Source organism: Solwaraspora sp. WMMD791 (assembly GCF_029581195.1).
Classification (GTDB): domain Bacteria; phylum Actinomycetota; class Actinomycetes; order Mycobacteriales; family Micromonosporaceae; genus Micromonospora_E.
The window spans coordinates 2,083,085-2,107,226 of record NZ_CP120737.1; the positions used below are offsets into that span (position 1 = coordinate 2,083,085).

Consider the following 24,142-nt stretch of genomic DNA (forward strand, 5'->3'; position numbering starts at 1 on the left):
TCAACCGCCCGCGCCAGCCATGTCGCGTTCCGCGCGTCCGTCCCATAAGGCCTGGCGTCAGGCGGGGTTGGGGCAGTTGCACCGAAGCAACGGGTCAAGTTGCTTGGTGCGCAGATGACGAATGGCGTGTGCGTGATGGTCGACCTGTCGCAGCTGGTCGGCGGTCAGCCGGCGGGCCGACCAGATCAGCTCGGCGGCTTCGGCCGCGTCCGGGTGGGCCGGCTGGTCGACCCCGGTCAGGTCGATCCCCGTCAACGCACTGAGGTCGTCCCGGGGGATGTCGATGAACGCGGCGAACCCGGCGAGCAGCTCAGGTGTCAACGTCTTCTCGGCACCGCCGATCAACCCGATCGTCGACGCCGACAGCATCGGACCCTTGCCGATGCCGAACAGGTACTTGGCGGAGCCGGGCAGGCCCAGGTTCCGGTTGTGCAGCAGGCGCACCACCAGGCCGCCGGGGCCGCGCAGGCGCCGGTGGCGCGGTGGCTCCGGCTGCGGCGGGGCCGGGCGGGGTTGCTGCGGCATCGCGCGGACGAGCTGGTGCAGTTCCGGTACGGCACCCGGCAGGTACGTCAGCGACCAGGCCAGCGATCCGAGCGTGCTCGACGCGGTGGCGTCCAGCGGGGTGAGATTGTCCGGCACCGGCTGACCGGCGATCACGAACAGGTCGCTCCGATGCAGGCCGAGGGCGGGTCCGAGCCGGCGCAGCAGCGACGGGTCGGGCTCGCCACCGTCGAGCACCGACGTGATCACGGCGTCGGCGGTGTCCGTACTGCGGGCAAGCTCGCCGGCATCGAGGCCGCGCCGCCCGGCCAGCAGCGCCAACGGCAGTCCAAACGCCGGCAGCTCCCGCATAGTCCCGCATCCAACCGCGCACGGCCCGCGCTGGCAAGGTGCACTCTCGACTGTCGGCCGGTCGGCCCATTCCGGGCTGCGCCGCCTGCCGAGCAAGATGACCGGGTGAAAGCGTTCGTGGGGGTCACCGACGGCGAGTGGCGCAGCTTCCTCGCCACCCGGCCGCAGATCAACGAGGTCAACTTCTGGCGGCCCGGCGGCGGCAGCTTCAAGACCCTCACCCCCGGCGAGCCGTTCTTCTTCAAGAGTCGCTACCCGCACAACCGGATCGTCGGCGGCGGCTTCTTCAGCGGTTTCGCGAAGCTACGGCTCTCGGAAGCCTGGGGGCTGTTCGGCGAGGCCAACGGCGCGGGCTCCCTCGCCGATATGGCCCGCGACATCGGCAAGTACCGCAAGGATCCGATCGGCCCCGGCGAAGACCCGGTGATCGGCTGCATCTTCATCCGCGACACCGTCTTCTTCCCCGAGGGCCGGCAGCCGGAGCCGCCGCCGGAGTTCTCGTCGAACCTCACCCAGGGCAAGACCTACGACCTGTCGTCGGGCACGCACTTCGACTACTTCGAGCAGCTGACGAAACTGCTGCTCGACGGCGAGGTGCGGGTCGACCCGGAAGGCTCCTGGCACCGGCCGGGTCCGGTGTTCGGCGACCCCCGGCTCCGGCCGCAACGCCTCGGGCAGCAGTCGTTCAAGGCGGTCGTCCTCGACACGTACTCCCGGCGCTGCGCGATCACCGACAGCAAGTTGCGGCCGGCGCTGCAGGCCGCGCACATCCGCCCGGTGGCTGCCGGCGGCGAGCACCGCATCGACAACGGCATGCTGCTGCGGGCCGACGTACACATCCTCTTCGACCAGGGCTACCTGGGCGTCGACCCGAAGTATCGGCTGCTGGTCAGCCGACGCCTGCGCGACGACTTCGGCAACGGCGAACAGTTCTACGCCCGCGCCGGCACCCAGATCGCCGTACCCGAGCAGAAGGCCCGCCGCCCCGATCACGACCTGCTCGAATGGCACACTGACACGGTCTTCCAGCACTGACGGTCACGTGCGAGGCCGTTGTTAGATGCGACAGGAAGCGTTCGCGTTCGGCGGTCGCGATCGAGGCCGCAAGATTGTCGGCAGGCACGAACCAAGCGGAGGTTCAGCCTAAGTTGCTGGTACCGCCGCTGAGGGGTCGTCAGGGCCGCCGCAGGCCATAGCCCCACAACCATCAAACACGGAAGGCGACTAACCAAACACAGCGCGCGTAGCCAAATGTCCTTTATGGCCACTTAGACCACTAAGCGAAAAATGCACTCGCAAAGTATGACCACTGGAGGGCTGCCACCCAGCCGACCACTGCACTAACCTTACCGACCATGATGGAACCCAAGAGCCGCGATGAGTTGTTCGAACTGTACGGCAATGATTCGACCACCAGCACCCTGCGTGAATTCTTGGACATCCGACACCTTCTGGGTACATGCATCATAGATTCACAGTATCGCGTTGATCGCGAGATGCACGAGTCCCTTACACTAACCCCACTCGGCGAACGCATGCGTGAAGCCTTCACGAAAAAGGGAATAAAATATCCAGAAGCACGATTCATTTGCTTTCTTGAAGTATTTCAAAAAGATCTACTCATTGACCTCAACGAGTCAAGCTATGACAAACTTGCAAGCGTCGTAAGCGAGGAGATTCGTTCCCGCAAGATACTTTTCCCATACACCTATGGGCGACTATTGTATGACAAGCTAAATGCGATGCCGTTACGGGCAGGGCGGTCAGTTCTAACCGCATCCGAGACCCAGGAAGTTCTTGCGGGCACACCTCAAGGCGTGTTTCAAATGGGAAGGTACGTGACAGGCCCGTATGGGCTCCTTCTCAGTAACCACCGCAGGATGATTTCCCCCCGAGATTCGGTCCCTTACCACTGCGCCGACATCCGCTGCACAGAAACCCACGATCGAACTCTGGTTTCTGACAGCTCGGCTGCAATAAATCAGGCACGCTCGACAGCAGTAAGGATGCTGGATAAGGATAGTCATGACCACAGCGACTGGCGAGGCTTTTTTGAAAGGTCGGGACTACGCGCAAGCGACCCCTATGACGACCTTTCCGGCGACTGCATTCCCTTTCTCCTAGGTGATTCACTTGCATTATCGGAGCTCAGGTCGCTTGTTGCATGGCTACTGGACCACACAGGGAACGAGGTTCGGCAGGTTGCAACAAAGGTTGGAATCCGCCCCGCCCAGGCAGCTCAGATGACCGCAGGGTTAGGCGAAGCCGAACTCCTGCAACTGGTTCTTATGGCATCAAACAAAGATATCTTCTCGGGACTTGATCACCTCGTCCGCGAGAATCTCATTCCAGTTCCGCCGGGTGAAGTCCGCAGGCCGGTGGTAAACGCAGATGTAGAAGTGGGCACTTATGCCCTCAAAGCAGAACTCGGACGCTTTGGCGTACGCATAAGGTCCGATGTCTATCCCCTTGCACCGCTCCGCCTTAAGCGCTTGGTTGGCCAGATGTATAGACTTGACGACGAAGCCGACCGACAAGATCTCGAATGGCAACTCAGAGGTGAGGAATCCGCGAATCTCGAGGCTAAGATCGAAAGCTATCTCCAAAACGGAGATCCAAGCACGGTCATCTCCGCACTTCTTCTCGCTCGGCGAAGCAATTTCATAGTCGCTTCCTCTCACCTCGGACTAGCAGAGGATAATTTGCGCACCGACGAAGACAGAGTCAACGCAGTCATGTGGAAGCTCGGATTTCCAGTAGAGGGAACCTTGGACCCACACCGAAGCTTTTGGAATCTTTTCGACACCCTGAATCAGTCTATCCGTCAGTCCCCACTGACGCTCGCCCCGCAAGATGTTGATCGAATCAGAGGCCACGCTGGCGCATTTTTTCCCGTGCTTGAGTCAGTCCTTCGTGATTCGCTTTTCTATGTCACCTGGGCACTCACAACAGATCACCCATCAACGGCCAGGCCCTTTGTCTATCGTCCACACATTGATGAGGAGTACTCCCGCCTGCGCCTTGATGAAGCAGGAAAGACCACCAACGTCGATCACCAGGTCCGATTCACGGAGAAGACTGACCTATACGCTCTCATGCGGGGCTATCAGCTGCTTGCCGATATTCTGGACCAGCAATCTATCGACTCCGAATCTTATCTCCGGCCGAACCACGAAATACCCGACTGGGCAATCCAACAGGAATTGCAGAAGTTTGCCTTCAATCACACGTCGCCCTACCTCGATCTATTGCCAGAAAGCCAGAAGCTTATCCTGAAGAATCTTCGAGGCATAAGCACTCGCTTGATCTCGACGGAAGCTTACGAAGCACGTAACGAGTGGGCCCACGGAAGACAGGGAACGCCCAATCTGGATATTCTGAAAATTGGCATGGACGCAATCCGCGAAGCAGTTATTTGGATTGAAGACGCTGGGTTCTCTCGCCAGATATTTCGACGGGTACGCTCAGTCCGGGACGAAGCGGATAGGTCGACAGTTGTCCTGGCAAACAAAAATAAGCGAGAACTGGCCTTCCATAGACCATCAATGTTCGGTTGGCTCGACATGCCACCGCTGAGCGAGCCACAGCACGTACTGTCGGCGGCCAGGTTCGCTGAACCTAATGAAGTATTACGGTTTCAAACGGAGAGCGATTCACCGTTCTCACGACTTTGGCGCGACTACCCTGTCCGCACAGGTGATCCGTCTACGTCGATAAACTCTCAACACTCACATGTTACTCAGGCTCGCCAATAGACGTCAACGGGATGTGATCGCACCGGTCTCGTGAGCGTCGCGGATGTTCTATTCACCGCAGTTATCTACAAGTTGTCTTCGTAACTCGGTGATCGCGTTAGCGGTCGGCGCCATCCCGCCAGGATGATGTTGTGGAGGTCGGCGATGCCGGAAGCGGTGTTCGGTGAATGTGTGGGCGGCGCGGCGGTGGTCGCGCAGGATCTTGAAGGTCTTCATTCGGGCCAAGGCGTGTTCGACCTAGGATCGGACGGTGCAGTGATGCTTGTTCAGGGTGGTCTTCCAGTAGGGCAGTTCGCTTCCGTCGGTGGGTTTGCAGTAGGAAATGATCACCTCGGGGCTGCCACGGTAGGCGCCGTCGGCCATGACCGGACGTCCGGCGAGTTGGCATCGACGCCGGAGATGCGGTAGACGATGGTGTCATTGCGGTTGCCTGGCTGCGGGTCACCGAGGGCGACGAATAGGCGGGTGAGGGCGTCGATGGCGACATGGTCGACCCGCCGTCGAAGTGCCGGGGCCAGAGCGAGCAGGGGCCGAGGGTGTCGATGACCCGTGCGCGGCGGAGTGCGACACCCCGAACAGCGGGCCGATCTGGCGCATGGTCAGGTTCGTGCGCCAGTACGCGGCCACCAGCAGTACCCGGTCGGCAAGGTCGGATGAACAGGGGGCCGTCCCAACCCGGCCATCGGCGATCGCGTCCCCGCCGCGTTCGGCGACCAGCCGAACCAGCCTGCGGAACTGGGCGGGCTGCAGCCCTGTGAACGGGAAGATCCCACTCCGGGCGGGCCACGGTGATCACCTGCACCACGACACCCATCCAGAAGGACGTGCACCGGACTGCGGGACGGTCCCCTAGCAGCCCAGGCCTGGGTATCCACGGTCGGCCAGGTTTGCAAACCTCACTTATAGAACCAGCACAGGCGACGAGGGTGCGATCGTGGTCTGCCACGACGTCTCAGCAAGAAGGCTGGTACTGGACGGGAATCAAGATCGCTAAGACCTGCGCGGCCAGTCTCCCCGGCTGGCTGACCTGCCAGCACGCGGACTCGCGTGCTGGCAACATTACTCCGAACTCTGCACGAGCAGACCACCGCGATATGGCGTGTAGGGCCGGTGATCAGGCTTCTTCCGATCGGTCGGCGACGAACACGCCGAGGCCCTGCCTGCCGATGAGTTCGCCGGACTCGATCATCGAGTCGACGGCGCGGCGCACGGTGGCCGATGTCGTCGAGTGCTGCTCCATCAGCTTCCGAGTTGTCGGAATCCTGTCGCCCGGTTTCAGCAGTCCTGCCCTGATCTGCGCGCGGAGATCATCTCGGATGGATCTCCACAGCGGCACGGCGTAGGGCATGGGCCGATGCCATCACCTGAGCAGCACCGCTGGACATCCAACCCTAGGTTTGCTAGTAATGCTAGGACACATTCAGTCGATCGAGTTCGACCGACTCGACACGCTCACGAGGCAACCCGACCGTCAGGACCAGCGCAAACGTCAGAACTTCCAGCAGTAGTGCCATCTCCACGCGTACGGGAGGCAACGTCCGGTGACACCCGACCCCCACCCCACCCCGACCGTCCCACCGCCACCCACCCGGCAGCGCCCGGCCGGCGACCAGCGATCCGCGACCTACTACACCCGGTACGCCCGCGCCCGCGTCGTCGAGGCGCAACGCACCATCGACAGTCACACCACCTCGGCGTACACCGGGTGTTGTCTCGGCTGTGGACGGCCCGGACCGTGCGCGGACCTGACCGAAGCCGAAGCGACGATGCGCCGCTACCACCGGCTGCCCTTCCGCCGGCCCGGCGCGACCCTGCTCGACCCCCACCGGGTCGCCGACACCGCCGACCGGCCCCGGTTCTCCTGGCTGAGCAGGTCGGCATGAGCACCCGGGAGAACGCCGCCGACGCCGCGGCCCTGCAGGTCGCCGCCGACACGATCGGCGCGCTACGGGCGGTCTGCCTGGCCCTGGAGACCGCCGTCACCCACGTCACCGAACAACTCGGCGACGCCCACACGCTCGCCCCGGACGCCCGGCTCGCCGTCGACCGCTACGAGGAAGCCCTGCACCAGGCGTGGGAGGCGTACGGCGACGTCTTCGACGCGGTCGCCGCCGCCCGCCGGCACCTGCCCGGCAGCCGACCCGTCGGCGTCGCCAGCGTCCTGCACGGGTTGCGGACCGCCCGCGACCAGGCCGGGCACGCCGCCGCGACGGTCTTCGACGCCCGACCACGACTGCTGGCCGCCGCCGACTGGCTGCACCGCAGCGACGACCGGCACGCCCAGGCGGCCGCCGCCCGGCTGCGGCAGTCGCTGACCCGGCTGCACCGGGTCGAGACCAGCCTGAACGTCGCCACCAACGCCGTCGAACGCTACCTCGACGCCCTCGACACCGACCAGGATCCGCCGCAGCAGCGCCGGCAGCGGCTGGCCCGGCTGCGGGCGATCGCCACCGGCCCCGGACATCCCCGACCGCCCGCCGAGGTGCTGACCGTCGCCGCCGGCACCGCCGTCGCCCTGGTCGTCGCCGGCCGGCAACACATCCGGTTCCGCACCGAACGGCAACTCTTCCTGCAGGCCTTCTGGGAAGACGCCACCCGAAACTGGAGGATCTGATGCCCACCGCCCGCGCCGCCACCCCCGCCGCCGCGCCCGCTGCCGCCCTGACCCAGCTGATCGCCGGCCAGACCGGCGCCCACCAGCGGCAACTCGCCCGCTTCGACGACACCCAGTGGCAGCTACTATCTCGACCTGCTCAGCGCGCTGTTCGTCCTCGTCGTGCACCGGCGCTTCCGCCCCGGCGACCCGGCGGCGGTCATCCGCTACGTCGCCAGCGTCCGCGAACGCTTCGACCCCGCCGGCACCGGCATCGAGCCGACCACCGCCGAAACCCTGCTGTACGCCGCCCTCGGCCAGCATGACACCCTGCCCGCCACCGCCGAGACCATCGCCATCCAGACCACCCTCGTCGTCGCCCTCGTCAACGACGAAGGACTCAGCGCCGCCGGCCTGGCCAACCTGATCGACGACACCAACGAGTTGATCGCCCTACACGCCGAACCCCCCGACCGGCAGCAGTGAACCGCCTCCGGCATCGGGTCGGCCGGCAGCCGGCAGGACGCCCGGCAGGAGTCAACCTGCCGGGCGTCCTGCCTGTCACCCCACACCAGACGTTGCTTGACTCAGCGTCATGGTATCAATTCGAAAAGCGATCACCCTTGGGGTGGTCGCCGGGGCAATGGTCAGCGCGACCGTGCTCACCAGCCCCGTCTCCGCCGACGCGGAGTCCCGCCAGCCAGCGCCGACCGAGGCCGTCGAGTCCATCCTCGACATCATCCCGGCGCAGACCCTCGAACGGATGGTCGCTCAGGCGCCGCTGGTCGACGCGGCCAACGTCATCCGTACGGCGGTGGAACGTGCGCCGGACCGCGGCTACGCCGGCATCGGCCTGGTCGACGACCACGTCACCCTGTGGTGGAAGGGCGCGCTGCCCGCCGACATCGCCGTAGCCGTCGCCGCCGCCCGCCGCACCGCGCCGGTCGAGGTGGCCCGGGCCACCTACTCCCGCGCCGAGCTGCGCAAGGCCGCCGCCAGGCTCACCCCGGTGGTGCAGGCCGACCCGTCGGACGCCAGCCACTCGGTCCGGCTGCGTACGGACGGCTCCGGAATCGACATCGCCGTCGACTACACCGTGGGCGCCAGGGTGCCGAAGCTGCCAGCCACCGGTGTCCGTACCAGGATCGTCGAACGCGACCAGATGGTCGAACGGTCCCGAGCCAACGACGCCGCGCCGTTCGACGGCGGGGCCGGCATCGGCTTCACCACACCCGGATGCACCGCCGGCTTCGGCGTACGCAACGCGGACACCGACGCCGGGTACATCCTCACCGCCGAACACTGCGGAGCCATCGGCTCCCCCTGGCACGTCGGCTGGGACACCACCACCGGCACCGGCACGCTGGTCGGCTACGCGGTCGACAGCAACGACGACCACGACACGATGATCATTTCGACGTCGACCCCCGGCGACCACATCTACGTCGGCGGTCAGCACGACGAGGTCCGCGCCCAGGTCGTCGGCTGGACCGAGGTCATCCCAGGCCAGCTGCTGTGCCAGTCCGGGTACACCTCCGCGGGTGAGATCGGCGGTCCCGTCTGCAACCTGCGGGTCGACTACCACTACACCGACATCGAAGACCTGGTCGAGGCCACCCAGCTCGACGGCGACGAGGCCGCCCGGGGCGGCGACAGCGGCGGCCCGGTCTACTTCGTCAACGCCGACGGCACCGTGCTCGCCGCCGGCACCACCACCCGGTCGGGCGGCGCAGGATTCGGGTTCCAGGACTTCGCGACCGCCCGCGACGACTACGGCAACCTGGTGCCGGCGACGGCGATCGCCAGCACCTGCCGGGTCTCCTTCGTGGTCACCGACTCGTGGAGCACCGGCTACACCGCCAGCGTCACCGTCTACAACGACGGCCCGGCCATCACCGGCTGGTCGGTGGGCTGGGCCTTCCCCGGCGGGCAGGTCCTCCAGGGCCACTGGAACGGCGTCTTCCAGCAGACCGGCCCGGCGGTGACCGTCACCAACGAAAACTACAACGCCAGCATCCCGACCGGCGGTGCCGTCAACTTCGGCTTCACCGCGAACGGCTCCCCCGCCACCCCGGCACCGTTCACCCTCAACGGGACCACCTGCAACTGACCCTGTCCGCCGACACCGGGTCCCGCCGCATTACCGGCGGGGCCCGGTCCGTGTCGGCGCGGGTCAGGACGCGGGCATCGTCCGCGCGGTCAGGCGCGCGCCGTCGGCGCGGGTCAGGACGCGGGCGTCGGCTGCGGTCAGGACGCGGCCAGTTCGCGGCGCAGGGTGACCCGCAGGGTCCGCACCTGCGGGGCGTCCAGTTCGCCGCACCGGTCGAGCGCCCGCTGGCGCAGCAGACGGGCAGCCGCCGTCTCCGACGCCGCGTCGGCCAGCGCCGCGAGCGCGTACAGCATCTGCGCCTCCCACCACGGGCAGGACAGGGCCGCATACAGGGCCAGCGCCGCCCGCAGCGCCTCGCCGGCCGCGTCGACCTCACCCAACGCCTGAAGCGCCAGCCCGTACCGGTGGATGGCGGCGGCCTCGCTGAACGTCGCACCACACCGGTGGAACACCTGCCGGGCGCGGGCGTACACCTCGGCGGCATCCCGCCAACGGCCCAACCCGGCAAGATCCGCCCCGAGGCTCATCATCGCGCCGGCCTGCGCCACCGCCGCGCCGGTCCGGCTGAGACCGTTGCCCTGGCCGTAGAACGCCAACACGTCGCGGTGCAACTCGGCCGCCTCGGCGAACCGGCCGAGCGCGGCCAGCGCCCCGCCCTGTGCGCTCGCCGCGCCGTACTCGCCGAGGGCGTACCCGATCTCGCGGAACAGGCCGACCGCCCGGCGGCTGTGGTCGACGGCCGACTCCGCGCGGCCCATCCGGACCAGGATCACGGCGATGTAGGTCAGCGCCCACGCCTGCTCCCGGCGGTCCCCGATCCGCCGGGCCAGCTCCCGCGCCCGGACGAGGGCGGCCAGCCCGTCGAGGTTGCGGTCCTGGCAGAAGTACCGGGCCCAACCCACGAAGTTCAGCAGTACGGCCTCGTCGTGCGGTTTGCCGGCGGCCTGGGCGGCGGCGGCTCCCAGCGAGAAGATCTCCTCCCAGGGGTGCCGGTGACTGTTGGCGTCGGAGTACCAGTGCAGTGCCCGGCCGACCGCGATCACGTCGGCGTGCCGACCGCGCCGGGCCGCGTCGCGCAGCGCCGCCAGCCAGTTGCCCGATTCCCGGTCCAGCCAGTACGCCGCCGCCCGGTCGTCGTCGAACGGGGAGTCGGCCCGGCCGGCGTCCGGTTCGAACATGGCACCGGCCTGCCGGACCCGCCGCAGCAGCCAGTCGACCAGCTGATCGTGCGCCCCTGCCCGGCTGGCCGGTTGCTCCTCGACGTCGAGGCGTTCCCGGGCGTAGAGCCGGACCAGGTCATGGAACTGGTACCGGTCCCCGACGGTCAGCAGGACACCGGCCTCGACCAGCTCCTCCAGGGCCGCCGCCGCGGTCTCCTCGTCGGTGCCGGCCGCGACGGCGACCAGCGTGGGTGCGAAGTCGGGGCTGGGAATCAGCGACGCCCGCCGGAACACGCGCGCGGTCACCGGGTCCAGTTGCCGGTACGAGACCTCGAACGCGGACCGCACGCCCACATCTCCAGCGGTCAGCACGGTCAGCCTTCGGCGCTCGTCACGGAGCAGGTCCACCAGCCAGGCGATTGACCACTGTGGTCGGCTGGCGAGCCGGTTGCCGGCGATCCGCACGGCCAGCGGCAGCCGGCCGCAGAGCTCGACGAGCTGGTCCGCGGCGGCCGGCTCGGCGGCGACCCGGTCGGCACCGACGATCGCCGCGAGCAGCGCCCGACCGGCCGCCGGGGCGAGCACGTCGAGCGGCTGGCGGACCGCGCCGGCGAGGCCGGTCAGCGGACGCCGGCAGGTGACCAGCGCCAGGCATCCCCGCCCGGCCGGCAGCAGCGGACGCACCTGGGCCTCGCTCGCGGCGTTGTCCAGGATCACCAGCATCGGCCGGTCCCGGGTCAGGGTGCGGAACAGGCCGCCCCGCTCCGCCAGCGACACCGGCACCCTGCTGTCCGGCACCCCGAGCGACCGCAGCAGTCCGGCCAGCGCCTCGGCCGGGTCGAGCGGTCCGTCCGGCGCGGCACCCTGCAGGTCGACGAAGAGGCCCAGCTGAGTCGATGGCCGGCCGCGACGGCCAGGCTGGTCTTGCCGATCCCCGGCGGCCCGTGCAGCACCACCACCGAGGAGGTGTCCGGCCGCCCGGCGGCGACCTCGGCGGCCAAAGTCGCCAGCCGTTGCAGGATCTCCGCCCGGCCGGCCAGGTCCGGAACGGCGGAGGGCAGTTCTCCGGGTACGACCACCGCCAGGCGCCCGTGCAGCACCTCCGGTCGGTCGTGCGGCACCTCCGGTCGGTCGTGCGGCGCCGCCACGCCGTCGTACGGCACCGCCGGGCTGTTGTGTGGCTGCCACTCGGCCCGCGCCAGGGCGACGAAACGGTCGCGGTCCGCCCCGGCCAGCCGCAGGGCATCGGCGAGCAGCACCACCGTGCGTCGTTGCGGGCTGCGTACCCGGCCGCGCTCCATCTCCCGGATGCTGCGGACGCTGGAACCGGCCGCCTCAGCAAGCTCCTCCTGGGTCAGCCTCCGCTCGAGGCGGAGGGTTCTGAGCAGATCTCCGAACTGGTCATGCTGCACCTGACCGATTGGCATGCTTCCCCAACCACTCAACGCCCTGACTCATCTGACGTGCGTCGTCGCTCGCGCGTACGTCACCAGAATCGACGACAATGTGCACAGAGTGTGATCGCCGCCATGACAAATCCGTGACGAGTCATCAGGGCCCGGCGTACGCCGGCACCGGCTTCCCGCCGCTCGATCAGGTGAGCAGCGGCGGCTGACCGGTGGCCTCCAGGACCGACAACCACAGGTCGCCGTACGGGTCGACCTGGTTACGGGAGCTCACCACCAGCGGCATCGGCACATGCACGAACCTGCCCCGCCACCGGCCCACCACCAGGTCCGTCCGACCGGCCATCGCCGCGTGCACCGCCGCATGCGCCAACCGAATACAGTAGACACTGTCGTACGGGTTGGCCGGCACCCCACGGATCGTGTAACTCGGATCGATGTACTTCACACTCGCCTCGCGCCCGGCCGCGGCGAAGTCCTCGACGATCCGCTGCCGCAGATAGCGGCCGAAATCGTGCAGCCGCAGATTGCCGGACGCGTCGTGGCCGACAGGTTCGCCGGCCAGATGCTCCTGGCCGGCGCCCTCGGCGGCGACGACCGTCGCGTGCCCCCGCTCGGCGACCCGGCGACGCAGGTGCGCCAGGAAACCACCCGGGCCGTTCAGGGCGAACGGCACCTCGGGCACCAGGACGAAATCGGCGTCGTGGGTGGCCAGGGCCGCGTAACAGGCGATGAAACCCGAGTGCCGGCCCATCAGCTGTACGAGCCCGATCCCGCCCGGGAACGCGGTGGCCTCCACATGCGCGGCCCGGATCACGTCGGTGGCGTGCGCGACCGCCGTCTGAAAACCAAAGCTCTGATCGATGTACGGGATGTCGTTGTCGATCGTCTTGGGCACCCCGACGACGGCGACCGGCCGGCCCCGTCGGGCGAGCACCTCGGTGATCCGCGACGCGCCGCGCATCGAACCGTCGCCACCGATCACGAACAGGATGTCGATGCCGTGCTCGTCGAGGGTGTCGGCGATCTCCTCCGGATCCTGGTTGCCCCGCGACGTGCCGAGGATCGTGCCGCCGTACTCGTCGATCCGGTCCACGACGGCCGGGGTCAGCGGGACCGGGTCGTGGCCGTACCGGGCGACCAGCCCCTGATAGCCGTTGCGGAAACCGACGATCTGCCGCACCCCGTAGCCGGTGGTCAGCTCCAGCACCAGGGCCCGGATGACATTGTTGAGGCCGGGGCAGAGCCCACCGCAGGTGACGATCCCGACCCGGGTCCGGGCCGGCTCGAAGAAGATCTTCTGCCGGGGTCCGCCCGGTTCGAGGCTGGGCAGCTCGTCGATGGGCAGACCCCGACCAGTGAGCATCCCGACGGTGTCGTCGAGCAGCACCCGGTCGGACTCGTCGACGTAGTGCCAACTGGTGTTGCGCCCGAGCAGCAGTCGGGCCAGCGGCGAGTCGAACAGGCACCCGCCCAGCGTCCGGATCTCCAGTCGCACCGGCTCGTCGGCCATCCGCCCATGGTCCCGGCCATAGTTTTCAACGGCGTTACCGAAAGTTACGCCTTGCTCGCACGAGGATACGGCCCCAGACGCTACAACATCGGCGGGCGAGCCCGAGCCGGTCGACTCAGAACTCGTCGAGTTGAAGGAAGACCAGCAGCAGAAGGATCGAGGCGGCGGCGCCGGCGAAACTGATCAGGAACCCCAGCTTCGGGAACCGGGGACCGCCGTCGGTCTCCAGCCGGGACCGCCCCCACTTGCTGATCACGAAGTACGCGGCGAAGAACCCCATCGCCGGGAAGCCGGTGCAGGACCAGATGAACTTGGTGCTGACGTCGACAGTGGCGGCGAACGGGTTCAGGAAGATGGCGAACTGCAGGGCGGCGACGGCAGCGGCGAACCCCAGGTAGACGGTGACCGCCCGGGCCAGCGGTGTAAAGCCGGGCAGCAGCGGCGGGCGGGCCGCCGCCTGCTCCGCCTCGGTGGCGGCGGCATCGGCCTCGTCGAGCTGGCGGCGGGCCGCCTCCAGCTCCTGCTCCGCGTCCGGCGGAAACCCGCCGACGGCCGCCGGGTCACCGGAGACCGGCGCGGCCGAGACCGGGCCGGCCGCGCCCGCGCCGACGCCGTACGGCTGCACCTGCTCGGCCTGCGCGGACGGCCCGAACGCCCCGGCGGACAGCGGCACCGGTTGTTCGCTGGTGGCCAGCTCGGGGCGGCGCGGCGGTGGCGGCAGCCCGGCCGGCCCCGGCCCCGCCTGACCCGGCATCGCCCGGCCCGGTGGTGGCGGTGGCGGTGGCGGCCACGGGACACCGGCCGGCGAGGCACCGTACCCGCCGGATCGTTGCTGGCCCGGCGCGTTGCCGGCAGCCGGGGTCGCAGCGATGGGCGGCGGCGCGGGTGGAGCCGGCTCGCCGGCGGCCTGAGCGATCGCCGCCAGCCGCTGCCACTGGGCGTACAGCCGCTGACCGAGCTGGTCGGCGTAGCCGGTGAGCCGCTGCCGGCGGGTCTGGTGCTGCGCCGAGCCGGCCTGACCGGTGCGGTGCAGGTCGTGCAGGTGCCGGGCCAGGGCGGCGTACTCGTCGAAGTCGCTGCTCACCGCGCTCAGCCTTCCTCGTCCAGCTCACGGCCGGGCAACGCGAACGGCACGATCAGCCGGGTCCGCTGGTCGTGCCGGTCGATCAGCAACGCCCGGTTCGGCCGCGGCCGGTACGCCAGGTCGTGGGTGCCCAGGTAGGAGCCGAGCTCCCCGCCGGGCACGTTCATCGCCACCAGGCAGGCCAGGTCGTCGCGGTTGTGTGAGCCGCCCAGGTCGTCGGCGAGCCGGCGCAGCCCACGCCACCACCCCAGCAGGTGTACGCCGTGGCCGGGCCCCTGACGCAGCACCACCTGCAGGTCGTCCAGCCCGGACTTGTACATCTCGTCCTTCGCGCCGAGCACCCCGGCGGCGGCGTCCATTCCGAACACCACCAGGTACGTCCGACCACCGTCGGCCGGCGCGGCGGTGCCGTCCGGGTTGGCCAGCCGGCGCAGCTCCTCACGCAGCTCGGCGGCGGTCAGCCGGGTGATCGAATGCCCGAAGGTGTGCAGCGCGTCGGCGGTTTCCTCGGCGACCTCGTCGGCGGAGGCGACCAGCGGTGCCAGCAGGAACCGGGCGTGGCCGGCCGGCTCCTGCCGGGCCAGGCTGACCGTGGCGGCGTGCAGCACGTCGGCGGCGTGGCCGGTGGTGCCGACCACGGCGATGTGCCGGCCCGGGGTGGCGTCCAGCGGGAACACCGCCGAGCTGAGGTCCACGTCGACCTGCCGGCCGACCATCGCCAGGGGGCGCCGTCCGCCGGGGGCCAGTGAGCGGTACGTCGGATCACCGTCGAGGTGCGCCGCCTCGTACCCCTTGAAGATCGCCGGCGGGCGGGCGCCGGCGGCGCGGGCCTGCCACAGCTCGTGGCGCAGCGCGGCGATCCGCCGCGCCCCGCCGTGCGCGTCCGGGAACCGGATGACCGTGTTGGCGTTGGCGATGCCGGCCGAGGCGTTGACGATCGCCTGCCCGACCGGCAGCCCACCGGCGGCCTGGTTGAGCGGGTCGAGGACCCCGTTGCCGCCGGGCAGCGCCACCCGCAGCGGGAACTGGCCGAAGATCGAGTCGGTCTTGCCGTAGAGCGCGTCGATGCCGGACATGCTCTGGCTGGCCAGGACCAGGTGTACGCCGTACGACCGGCCCTTGCGGGCCAGCTCCTCCAGCAGGGCAGCGGCCTCCCGGGCGACCGAGTCGTTGCCCTCGAACAGCACATGGAACTCGTCGATCACGGCGACGGTACGCGGCGTCGGGGTGCCGTCGCGGGGCAGGTCGGCCAGCTTCGTCACGCCGTGGCGTTTCATCGCCGCCGCCCGCCGGTTCAGCTCGCGGCGCAGCTCCCGCAGCACGGCGACGCCGTACTCCCGGTCGGATTCGATGCCGACGGCGCGGGCGTGTGGAATCCACGACGGGTCGCGGCCGGTCGGCACGAACTCGGTGAAGCTGACACCCTCCTTGAAGTCGAGCAGGTAGAGGGCCAGCTCGTCGGGTGCGTAGCGGGCGGCGAGGCTGTAGAGCAGGTCGAGCAGGAAGACGGTCTTGCCGGAGCCGGTGCGCCCACCGACGAGCCAGTGCGGGGTGACGTCGTCGAAGGCGAGGATCGCCGGTTCGCGGCCGGCCCGGCCGACGATGGTGTGCAGGCCGGCGGTGGCCGACTCGGTCCAGATCCGGGGCGGCAGCAGGTCGGCGAAGTCCAGGGTGGATTCGCGTCGGTGGATCTCGCCGAGCCGGCCGGCGAGGGTTTCGACCACCCGGGCCGGCGGGTCGCCGTCGAGGGCGACCGGCGCGGCCAGCCCGGAGCCGTCGGCGCTGAACGGCTGCCCCGGTGGGTCGCCGACGAAGGCCCGGTTGCTGTCCAGCCTGATCAGGGTGGTGGCACCCAGCGTCGGCGGCGCCACCCCGGTGCCGGCCGGTGGGTAGCCGGCGACGATCACGCAGACCCGGGCGGACGCCCCGGCGTGGGTGAGCGCGGCGAGGCGCATCAGCTCGGCCCGCCCGTCGGGCAGCGCCCCGGCGACCACCACCAGCAGCTCCCCCGCCGTCTGGCCTGCGGAGCCGGCCCGGTCGCCGGTGCGGGCCTGGGCGGCCCGCACGTGCTGGTCGGCGTCGTCGAGGCGCTCCTTGGCTTCGGCGTCGGTGGCGGCCGGCGGTGCCAGCACACCGGCTTCGACCAGCGGCCGCAGCGGCAGGAACGTGGCACCCATCGACGTGGTGTCCAGCGCGGTCACCCGTACCGTGCCGGGTGGAGCGGCCGCGAGCAGCCGGACCACCAGGCTGCGCAGCAGCGCGGCGACCTTCGGTTGCCGGGCGTCGGCGTCGATGGCCAGGTGCGCGCCGGCGCCGAGCGGCACCAGCGCCGGGAACTCGACCGGGTCACCGGTGCCGGCCAACCCGACCGGGCGGGCCAGGCCGACCCGGACCGGGGCCGGGCCGGCGGCCAGGTCCCGGGTGGCGCTGGTGGCACCGGTGGTGAGGGTTTCGCCGACGCGGCGCAGCCGGTCGGTGACGTCGCCGAGATCCGGTGGCGGTGGTGCCGGGCTGTCCGCTATGGCCGATCGCGCGGTGGTCAGATGGGTCACGGCCTGCCGGTGGGCGGCCAGCGCCCGGCGGTACGCGGCACCGAAGCTCATCCCACCCCCACCTGCCACTCGGGTAGCCACCGGAACACTATCCGAATCGGGCAGGCCCTGTTAACCCGGCCGTCGTGGTGCGGCCGGCGCGACCCGGCCGACACTCCGGACCGGGCGATAGGGCGACCGCACACCCGAAATGCCCTTATTATTCGTCATTGGAGTGTCACCACCACCGTCGGAAGTGCGATCGATGCGACCTGGCGACAACGACGACACCGACGGCACCGACGGCACCGAGACCGGGCAGGACGCCCGCGACGGAAGGGAGCACGACCAGACCGAGCGCGACGAAATGCTGCGCCGGTTCGCCGACCGGCTCGACAAGCCACTCGGCATCCTCGGCGTGCTGTTCCTGCTCCTGGTGATCGGGCAGTTCGTCACCACCCATCCGCCGACGGCCGCCGTGCTCGGCGTGGCCAGCTGGGTGCTGTGGGTGGTCTTCGTCGCCGAGTTCTCGCTGCGGGCCTGGTTGGGCCGCCATCACCCCGGCCGGTTCTGGCGGCGCAACTGGTGGCAGCTGCTCTTCCTCGCCGTACCGGTGCTGCGCTTCGCCCGGGTGGCGCTGGCGCTGCGGACGGCCCGCGCCGGCGCGGCGATCTCCGCCGCCGTACGGGGTTCACGCTCCGCCGGCCGGTTGCTCACCGACCGGCTCGCCTGGCTCGTCGCGGTGACGGTGAGCCTCATCCTCGCCGCCGGCCAGCTGCTCGTCGTCTCCGGCTCATACCCGAGCTACGCGCAGGCGCTGCACGACGTCACGCTCACCACGATCACCGGTCAGCGGATGGCCGCACGGGACCCGTTCGCCCAGGTTCTGGAGCTGATTCTGGCCGCGTACTCGGTCGTCGTCTTCGGCACCCTGGCCGGCGCGCTCGGTGCCTACTTCCTCAGCAACCGGCCGGCATCCGATGGCGACGACGACCGGGGCGACGACCGGGACGGCACCGGCACCGGCTCAGGTTGACCGGACCGGGCATAGTGGAGTGGACCGTTCGCGGTCGGTACGCGCGGCGGCACGCCCGGTCGACTGGTACGGAGGCCACAGTGAATGAACTGGTGCGGGTCGCCCGGCTGCTGCGCGGCTACCTGCCGACGCTGCTCGACGCGGCCGAGGCCGCCGCGTACGACCAGCGGATCGCCGAGCTGCTCGCCGCGGACCGCGCCGGCCTACCGATCGACGACGACCTCGTCGAGCTGGTCGCGTCGTCGCCGGCGCTGCACACCTGGGTCGCCCGCGTCCTGGAGAGTCCGTGGCTGCTGCCGCAGGAGGTCAGCGAGCGCTACACCCCGCTGGCCGGCGACCGGGCCGGGTCCGACCTGCAGCGGTACGCCTGCCCGGTCGACGGCGACGTCGAGTGGTACCGCGTCTCCCTGTCGGATCCGGTGCCGATCTGCCCGCAGCACGGCAAGGCCCTCGTGCTGGCCGGGCCGGCATGATCGACGTCGTCACCGAGGCGGTCGCCGGCCGGCTGGCGGAACGGGCGGTGACCCGGCTCGGCCCGGCGCTGATCTTCTGGTCCGGCGGGGCACTGGCCTGGCTGACCGGCAACGGCGGCTGGGCCGGCCTGGTCCGGCTCGGCGAGCAGGCCGCCGAGCTGCCCGGCCTGGTGCAGCTGGCACTGCTCGCCGGCGTACTCGTCGTGGTGTCCGCCTCGGCGCTGCTGGTGGCACGGCTGACCCGGCCGGTGCTACGGCTGCTCGAAGGCTACTGGCCGCGACCCGCCGGCTGGCTGCGCGACCGGCTGGTGACGCGGACGGCCGCCCGACGGGCCGCGCTGGCAGCCGAGCTGCGCCAGCTCGCCGGACCGGTCGACAGTGGACAGGCCAGCACGGCGCAGACCGCCCGGTACGCCCACTGCGAGGCCGCGCTGCACCGATTGCCGGCCGAGCGGTGGCTGCTGCCGACGCCGGTGGGCAACCTGCTGCGGGCCGCCGAGGTCGGCCCGACCGAGAAGTACGGTGTGGACGCGGTCGCGGTGTGGCCGCACCTGTGGTGCGTACTGCCGGAGCCGGTGCGTACCGACCTGGCGCGCGCCCGGGTCGGGGTGGACAACGCCGTCGCGGCGGTGATCTGGGGTCTGGGTTTCGTCGCCTTCGCCGGCTGGAACGCCTGGGCGGTGCCGGCCGGTCTGCTGCTGGCCGGGTGTGCCGCCGGGTGGTGGGTCCCGGCGCGGGCCGCCAGCTACGCCGACCTGCTGACCGCCGGCTACGACCTGTACCGGGGTGAGCTGTACCGGCAGCTACGGTGGCCGCTGCCGGACAACCCCGACGACGAACGGCGGTCCGGCCGGCAGCTGACCACCTATCTGGTCCGTGGCCTGGCCGGCACCGCGCCGACGTTCGTTCCCGCTCCCCCACCGACGTTCGTTCCCGCTCCCCCACCGACGGACACCGCAGCCGGGGCGACGTGATGTGGCGCCGCGTTCGTGCCTCGGTCGCCCTCGGCGTACGGATGACGCGCATCGACCGGGCCGACAAGGCCTTCGCCGCCACCGGCGACCCCCGCCACCTCGACGTCGCGATCGACGAGGGCCTCGCCCTGCTGGACGACCACCACCTGCGCGACCAGCAGCCGCTGCGGGCGGCGATGGCCTGGGAGGTCGGCCGGACGGTCCGCACCCGCATCGACCTGCGGCTACGGAACCTGATCGGACTCGCCGGGCCAGCGCCGGTCGACCTGGACCCGCAGGCGTGGGACCCGGCCGGGCGGGCCGCCGTCGCCGCCGACGTCGACCTGTTCATCCGGCTGATGCGGCTGCCGGTCGCCGGGCTGCCGGAGCACTCCGCCTACCGCGACAGCGTCCGGATCGACCTCGCCGACGGGCACACCCGGCGCTACCAGCTGACCCGGGCACCCGACGAGCTGGACACCGGCATCCGGCTCTACCGGGAGGCGCTCGAACTGAGCCAGGGCCCCGACCACAACCTGGTCATCTGTCTGCTCGGCCTGGCCGACCTGCACCAGGAGCGGTACGGCTGGCACCGCGACCCGGCCGACCTGGCCGCCGCCGTCACCCACGCCGAGCAGGCTCTACGGCTGCCCGGCCTCAGCGAGCCGCACCGGTTGGAAGTCACCGGGATCCTCGCCGACGCCCTCGTCGAGCAGGTCGAGCAGGGTGCGGTCCCGGACGACGCCCGGCTGTCGACCATCGACACGGCCATCGGGCACTACGAGGACCTGCTGAGTCGGCCCGTCGCCGACGACGTCAGTCAGGAGCTGCCCCGGCTGCGCACCAATCTTGCGTACGCGCGGCGGCTGCGCTACCGGCTCGGCGGTGACCCGGCCGACCTGGACCGGCAGATCGATCTGCTCACCGACGCGCTCGCGGGAACCGATGCGGGCGCGGGGCCCGGCGAGCGCGTCGGGTAGGAGGGTGATGATGCTGCGCCGACGACGCCAGCCGCCGCGGCCGGTGCTGCTGCGGCTGCAACTGGCCGACGCGCTGCTGGAACGGGCCGCTCTGACCCGCTCCGCCGGTACCGGCGCGCACCTCGACCGGGCCCGCGACGACCACCACCGGGGAGTCGCCGGCCTGCTGCTGGCCGCCCGGGACGCCGAGCTGACCGTCACCGACCTGCCGTACCTGGTGGACCTCGTGGTCCGGTGGGTCGACGAAATCACCCCACGCGGCGAGCTGGTCGCCCTGCTGGACGCGACGATCGCCCAGATCGAGCAGCACCTGCCCCAGCTGGACCGGCCGGCCCACCCGCTGACCGCCGTCGAGACCGACGGGATCGCCGCGCTGGAGGCGCAGCTGCGGGAGGCGCTGTTCCAGCTGTCACTCAAACGGATGGTAACCAGCGGTGCCGATGTGCATCTGGCGCACGCCGTCGCGCTCAGCCAGTCGATGGTGGCGGCACCGCAGCCGGGGCGGTCGGGCCGTCAACGCCGGGACAGCGCCGCGTTGGCGCTGCTGGCCCGAGCGGACGCGGCCACCAGCGAGGCCGACGCGGACGCCGCCGTCGCGCTGCTGCGGGCCAACCTGACGCCGGCCGAGCTCGCCGGCGACGATCCGCCGGACGAGGCCGAGATCGCCACCACGACGGTCAACCTGGCGTTCGCGCTGCTGCAGCGGCACCGTGTACGCGGTGACGACGACACACTGCACGAGGCCCGCGAGCTGATCGAGGCCGCGCTGCGGCGGGCCGAGGAGCACGGCGTACGGACGCCGGAGCTGGCGCACGCGGCGGCCAATGCGTACCTGGTGGTGTTCGACGAGGTCAGCCGGCAGCGGGCCCGGCAGCTGCTGGCCGAGGCAGACGGAGAGTCCTTCTCCGCCGCGTTCGCCCTGGCCATGCTCGACCACTACGCGGCGGACCCCACCCGCCGCGCGGACGTGGCCCGGCAGTTGGAGTCGCTGCTGACGGCCGAGCCGGGCCTGCCGCCGATGCTCGGCGCGCACCTGCGGCGGGAGCGGGGCCGGTTGGCGCTGCTCGACGGCGAGTGGCGGGCCGCCGCCGGGTGGTTCGCCGACGCCCGGACGGCCTTCGGTGACCTGTACGACGCGCAGGCGCTGCTGACCAGCCGCGAACGGGTCCTCGGCTTCCGCGACGACCTCGCGGTGCTGCACGGGCTGGCGTTGGCCCGCGCCGGGGACTGTGAGGCGGCGGTCGGCATGCTGGAGGAGAGCCGGGCCCGGCTGCTCAACGAGGCGCTCGAACTGTCCCAGGTCGCCCTCGAGCAGGTGCCCACGGAGCTGGTCGACGCGTACCGGGCGGCAGCCGCCCAGGTACGGGACCTCACCACCGCCGACCGGCGGACGGCCGACCCGCTGCGGGTGGAGCCGGCACGGGCCGCGTTGCGGCAGGCAGTCGCGGCGATCCGGGCCGAGCCCGGCAGCGGGTCGTTCCTGCAGCCGTCGGGCCTGACCGAGGCACGGCAGGCCGCCGCCGACGGTACGCCGCTGGTCTACCTCGCCGCCGCCGAGACCACCGGGTACGCGCTGATCGTCCACGCCGACGCCGTGGATCTGGTGGAGCTGCCGGAGCTGAGCACCGACGACGCCAAGGCTCACGCCCTCGATCATCTGATCAGCTGCCACACCCGCTCCGGTGACTGGTCGGCACAGTTGACGCGGTTCCTCGGCTGGCTCGGGGCGTCGGTGCTGGGTCCGGTGCTGGCGGCGCTGCCGGCGGTGGACGCGGTGGCCGTCGTACCGATGGGGGTGCTCGGTCTGTTGCCGTTGCACGCCGCGCGGCTGGCCGACGGTACGCACGTCCTCGACCGGCTCACTGTCACGTACGTACCGAATGCGCGGGCGCTGGTCGCCGCCCGGCACGCGGCCGGGGACGGTCCGACGCCGGGGCATCTGCTGGTGGTCGACGACCCGCAGCCGGTGGCCGCACCGTTGGCCCACGCCGCCGCCGAGGCCGACCGGGTGCAGTCGCACTTCGCCGACACGGTCCGCTTCCCCGGCCCGACGGCGACCCGGGCGGCGGTGCTCGCCGCGCTGGGCGACCGCGACGTGCTGCACTTCGCCTGCCACGGGGCGGCGGACGTGGCCGATCCCCGGTCCAGCGGGGTCCGGTTGGCCGACGGGATGCTGACCGTGGCCGACCTGCTGCGTACCCCGTTGCGGTGCCGGCTGGCCGTGCTCGCCGCCTGCGAAACCGCGATGATCGGCCTGGACGCGCTCGACGAGGTCGTCGGGTTGCCGGCCGGGCTGATGCAGGCGGGCTGCGCCGGGGTGGTCGGCACCGGGTGGGCGGTGGACAGCGCGGCGGCGGCACTGGTCGTCAGCCGGTTCTACGACGCGTGGCGGGTCGACGGCTGCGCTCCGGCCGAGGCGCTGCGGGTGGCGCAGCGGTGGCTGCGGGACTGCACCAATGCCCAGGCGCACGACCGGTATCCGACCCTGCGGCCACGACCGGACCGGTCGGCGGCGGCAGTGCGGCTGTGGGAGTCGGCCCGGCCGTTCGCCGACGCCCGCTACTGGGCAGCGTTCAGCTACGTCGGGATCTGACCCGGCACCTTTTTGGCGCGGACGGTTCAACCGGTCCGGTCCTGCCGGTCCGTGGCGGCCGGACCTGCCTGTCCGTGGCGGCCCGGTACGCCGCTGTGGCGGCCCGGTCCCCGTGGTGAGGTCGGGGACCGGACCGCCAGGTACGCCGATGACCGTCAGCTGGTGACCGAGTTGAGCGCGGCCAGATAGCCGTCGCGGTAGCCGGCGGCGTTCGGGTGGTACGCGGCGATCAGCGCCGAGAAGTCGTTGATCCACGGGGTGGCTCCACAGACCCCGTGCCCGGCGAACTGGTCCCGGGTGTCCACGAAGGTCGCGCCGGCGGCGGCGGCCCGGTCGGCGGTGACCTCGGCGAGCAGGTCGGCGGCGTCGTTGATGATGGTGCGCTTGGTCAGGCTGACCGCGAACAGCCCACAGTTGCGGACCTCCTCGAACAGTCGCGGGTACCCGAGCACGATCAGCTCGGCGTTCGGGGCCCGCTGCTTGATCGCGGCGTAGGTGGTGTCGAGCCGGCCGGGCAGCTGGGTGGTGGCGAACTCGCGGGCCCGGTTGACGGCGCTGGCGCAGGAGGATTCGCTGCCGAGCCGGCAGTTGAGCACGACGTCGGCGAATCCGGCGTCGTTGCCGCCGATGGTGATGGTGACCATCGTCGTGTTGGCGTCCAGTACGGACAGTTGGTTGTCGAGCACGTCGGCGGTGACCGCGCCGCCGCAGGCGACGAAGCGGAAGCTGGCCGGCGAGTTGGCTGCCGCCCACAGTGGGGCGTACGAGCGGTTGCTGCGCAGGCAGGTGGTCTCGTAGGGGGCGGCACCGACGCCGGAGGAGAACGAGTCGCCGAGGGCGGCGTAGTGAACGGCAGGGGCGGCCTGGGCGGGGGCGGCGGCCGCGAGGGTGCCGGCGCCGACGGCGCCGAGGGTGACGGCCAGCGCGAGCGCGGCGCGGGCCAGGGGGCGAAGGATCATGGACGGACCTCACGAAGGACGGGGGGATCCTTGGGGCCGCGCGCGTGGCCGTGGGGAGTAACTGTTGTTACTAGCCGGTAATGCTATCGAAACATCTGCATCTCCGAAAGAGCACCCGTCGCGCCATGATCACGACGATCT

Annotated in this window: 19 protein-coding genes and 1 pseudogene; 11 read left to right on the forward strand and 9 right to left on the reverse strand. The window is 70.5% G+C overall.

The window, feature by feature from the left end; translation table 11 throughout:
* Positions 1-57: 57 nt before the first annotated feature.
* A complete protein-coding gene (locus tag O7623_RS09035; RefSeq protein WP_282228159.1) occupies positions 58-855 on the reverse strand; it encodes an XRE family transcriptional regulator in 798 nt (265 codons plus the stop codon).
* A gap of 105 nt (positions 856-960) precedes the next feature.
* On the opposite strand from O7623_RS09035, the gene O7623_RS09040 reads away from it, so the two are divergent.
* Positions 961-1,890, forward strand: coding sequence for an HNH endonuclease (locus O7623_RS09040; protein ID WP_282228160.1), 930 nt, complete (start codon positions 961-963; stop codon positions 1,888-1,890).
* A gap of 320 nt (positions 1,891-2,210) precedes the next feature.
* Complete coding sequence (locus tag O7623_RS09045; RefSeq protein ID WP_282228161.1) at positions 2,211-4,610, forward strand: hypothetical protein; 2,400 nt, start codon at positions 2,211-2,213, stop codon at positions 4,608-4,610.
* 65 nt (positions 4,611-4,675) lie between these two features.
* Here O7623_RS09045 and O7623_RS09050 read toward each other — a convergent pair.
* Positions 4,676-5,412 (reverse strand): annotated as a pseudogene (locus O7623_RS09050) (transposase family protein).
* A gap of 312 nt (positions 5,413-5,724) precedes the next feature.
* On the reverse strand, positions 5,725-5,958 hold the full coding sequence (locus O7623_RS09055) for a GntR family transcriptional regulator (RefSeq protein ID WP_282228162.1): 234 nt from the start codon (positions 5,956-5,958) through the stop codon (positions 5,725-5,727).
* Positions 5,959-6,151: 193 nt separating this feature from the next.
* Here O7623_RS09055 and O7623_RS09060 point away from each other — a divergent pair, with 193 nt between their 5' ends.
* The 4 genes from O7623_RS09060 (at position 6,152) to O7623_RS09075 (ending at position 9,313) form a co-directional block, all read left to right on the forward strand.
* A complete protein-coding gene (locus O7623_RS09060) occupies positions 6,152-6,493 on the forward strand; it encodes a hypothetical protein (RefSeq protein ID WP_282228163.1) in 342 nt (113 codons plus the stop codon).
* On the forward strand, positions 6,490-7,224 hold the full coding sequence (locus tag O7623_RS09065; protein ID WP_282228164.1) for a hypothetical protein: 735 nt from the start codon (positions 6,490-6,492) through the stop codon (positions 7,222-7,224). Before O7623_RS09060 ends, O7623_RS09065 begins: the two co-directional genes overlap by 4 nt.
* A gap of 162 nt (positions 7,225-7,386) precedes the next feature.
* Positions 7,387-7,689 carry a hypothetical protein gene (locus O7623_RS09070; RefSeq protein WP_282228165.1) on the forward strand — a complete coding sequence of 101 codons (303 nt, stop codon included), beginning with the start codon at positions 7,387-7,389 and terminating at the stop codon, positions 7,687-7,689.
* 157 nt (positions 7,690-7,846) lie between these two features.
* Entirely contained in the window at positions 7,847-9,313 is a 1,467-nt protein-coding gene (locus O7623_RS09075; RefSeq protein ID WP_282228166.1) for a cellulose binding domain-containing protein, read from the forward strand.
* Positions 9,314-9,450: 137 nt separating this feature from the next.
* Here O7623_RS09075 and O7623_RS09080 read toward each other — a convergent pair whose 3' ends face one another.
* The 5 genes from O7623_RS09080 to O7623_RS09100 all read right to left on the reverse strand — a co-directional run bounded on the left by O7623_RS09080 (position 9,451) and on the right by O7623_RS09100 (position 17,079).
* Positions 9,451-11,250: a tetratricopeptide repeat protein gene (locus tag O7623_RS09080; RefSeq protein ID WP_282228167.1), complete on the reverse strand. Its 1,800-nt coding sequence runs from the start codon at positions 11,248-11,250 to the stop codon at positions 9,451-9,453.
* Positions 11,211-11,885, reverse strand: coding sequence for a helix-turn-helix domain-containing protein (locus O7623_RS09085; protein WP_282228168.1), 675 nt, complete (start codon positions 11,883-11,885; stop codon positions 11,211-11,213). Before O7623_RS09085 ends, O7623_RS09080 begins: the two co-directional genes overlap by 40 nt.
* 181 nt (positions 11,886-12,066) lie before the next feature.
* Positions 12,067-13,392, reverse strand: a complete 1,326-nt coding sequence (locus O7623_RS09090) for an ATP-dependent 6-phosphofructokinase (RefSeq protein ID WP_282228169.1) — start codon at positions 13,390-13,392, stop codon at positions 12,067-12,069.
* A 115-nt stretch (positions 13,393-13,507) separates the two neighbouring features.
* A complete protein-coding gene (locus O7623_RS09095; RefSeq protein WP_282228170.1) occupies positions 13,508-14,476 on the reverse strand; it encodes a hypothetical protein in 969 nt (322 codons plus the stop codon).
* A 5-nt stretch (positions 14,477-14,481) separates the two neighbouring features.
* Positions 14,482-17,079 carry an FtsK/SpoIIIE domain-containing protein gene (locus O7623_RS09100; protein WP_282228171.1) on the reverse strand — a complete coding sequence of 866 codons (2,598 nt, stop codon included), beginning with the start codon at positions 17,077-17,079 and terminating at the stop codon, positions 14,482-14,484.
* Positions 17,080-17,272: 193 nt separating this feature from the next.
* On the opposite strand from O7623_RS09100, the gene O7623_RS09105 reads away from it, so the two are divergent.
* The 5 genes from O7623_RS09105 (at position 17,273) to O7623_RS09125 (ending at position 23,042) form a co-directional block, all read left to right on the forward strand.
* Entirely contained in the window at positions 17,273-18,043 is a 771-nt protein-coding gene (locus tag O7623_RS09105) for a hypothetical protein (protein WP_282228172.1), read from the forward strand.
* 80 nt (positions 18,044-18,123) lie between these two features.
* On the forward strand, positions 18,124-18,516 hold the full coding sequence (locus O7623_RS09110; RefSeq protein WP_282228173.1) for a hypothetical protein: 393 nt from the start codon (positions 18,124-18,126) through the stop codon (positions 18,514-18,516).
* On the forward strand, positions 18,513-19,490 hold the full coding sequence (locus O7623_RS09115) for a hypothetical protein (protein ID WP_282228174.1): 978 nt from the start codon (positions 18,513-18,515) through the stop codon (positions 19,488-19,490). Before O7623_RS09110 ends, O7623_RS09115 begins: the two co-directional genes overlap by 4 nt.
* A 41-nt stretch (positions 19,491-19,531) precedes the next feature.
* The gene (locus tag O7623_RS09120) at positions 19,532-20,449 is read left to right on the forward strand and encodes a hypothetical protein (RefSeq protein ID WP_282228175.1); all 918 of its coding nucleotides are present in this window, start codon (positions 19,532-19,534) and stop codon (positions 20,447-20,449) included.
* 10 nt (positions 20,450-20,459) lie between these two features.
* Positions 20,460-23,042 (forward strand): CHAT domain-containing protein, encoded by a 2,583-nt coding sequence (locus O7623_RS09125; protein ID WP_282228176.1) that lies wholly within the window; start codon positions 20,460-20,462, stop codon positions 23,040-23,042.
* 155 nt (positions 23,043-23,197) lie between these two features.
* Here the strand turns inward: O7623_RS09125 and O7623_RS09130 are convergent, their stop codons facing one another.
* Positions 23,198-24,001 carry an SGNH/GDSL hydrolase family protein gene (locus tag O7623_RS09130; protein WP_282228177.1) on the reverse strand — a complete coding sequence of 268 codons (804 nt, stop codon included), beginning with the start codon at positions 23,999-24,001 and terminating at the stop codon, positions 23,198-23,200.
* Between the last annotated feature and the right edge of the window lie 141 nt (positions 24,002-24,142).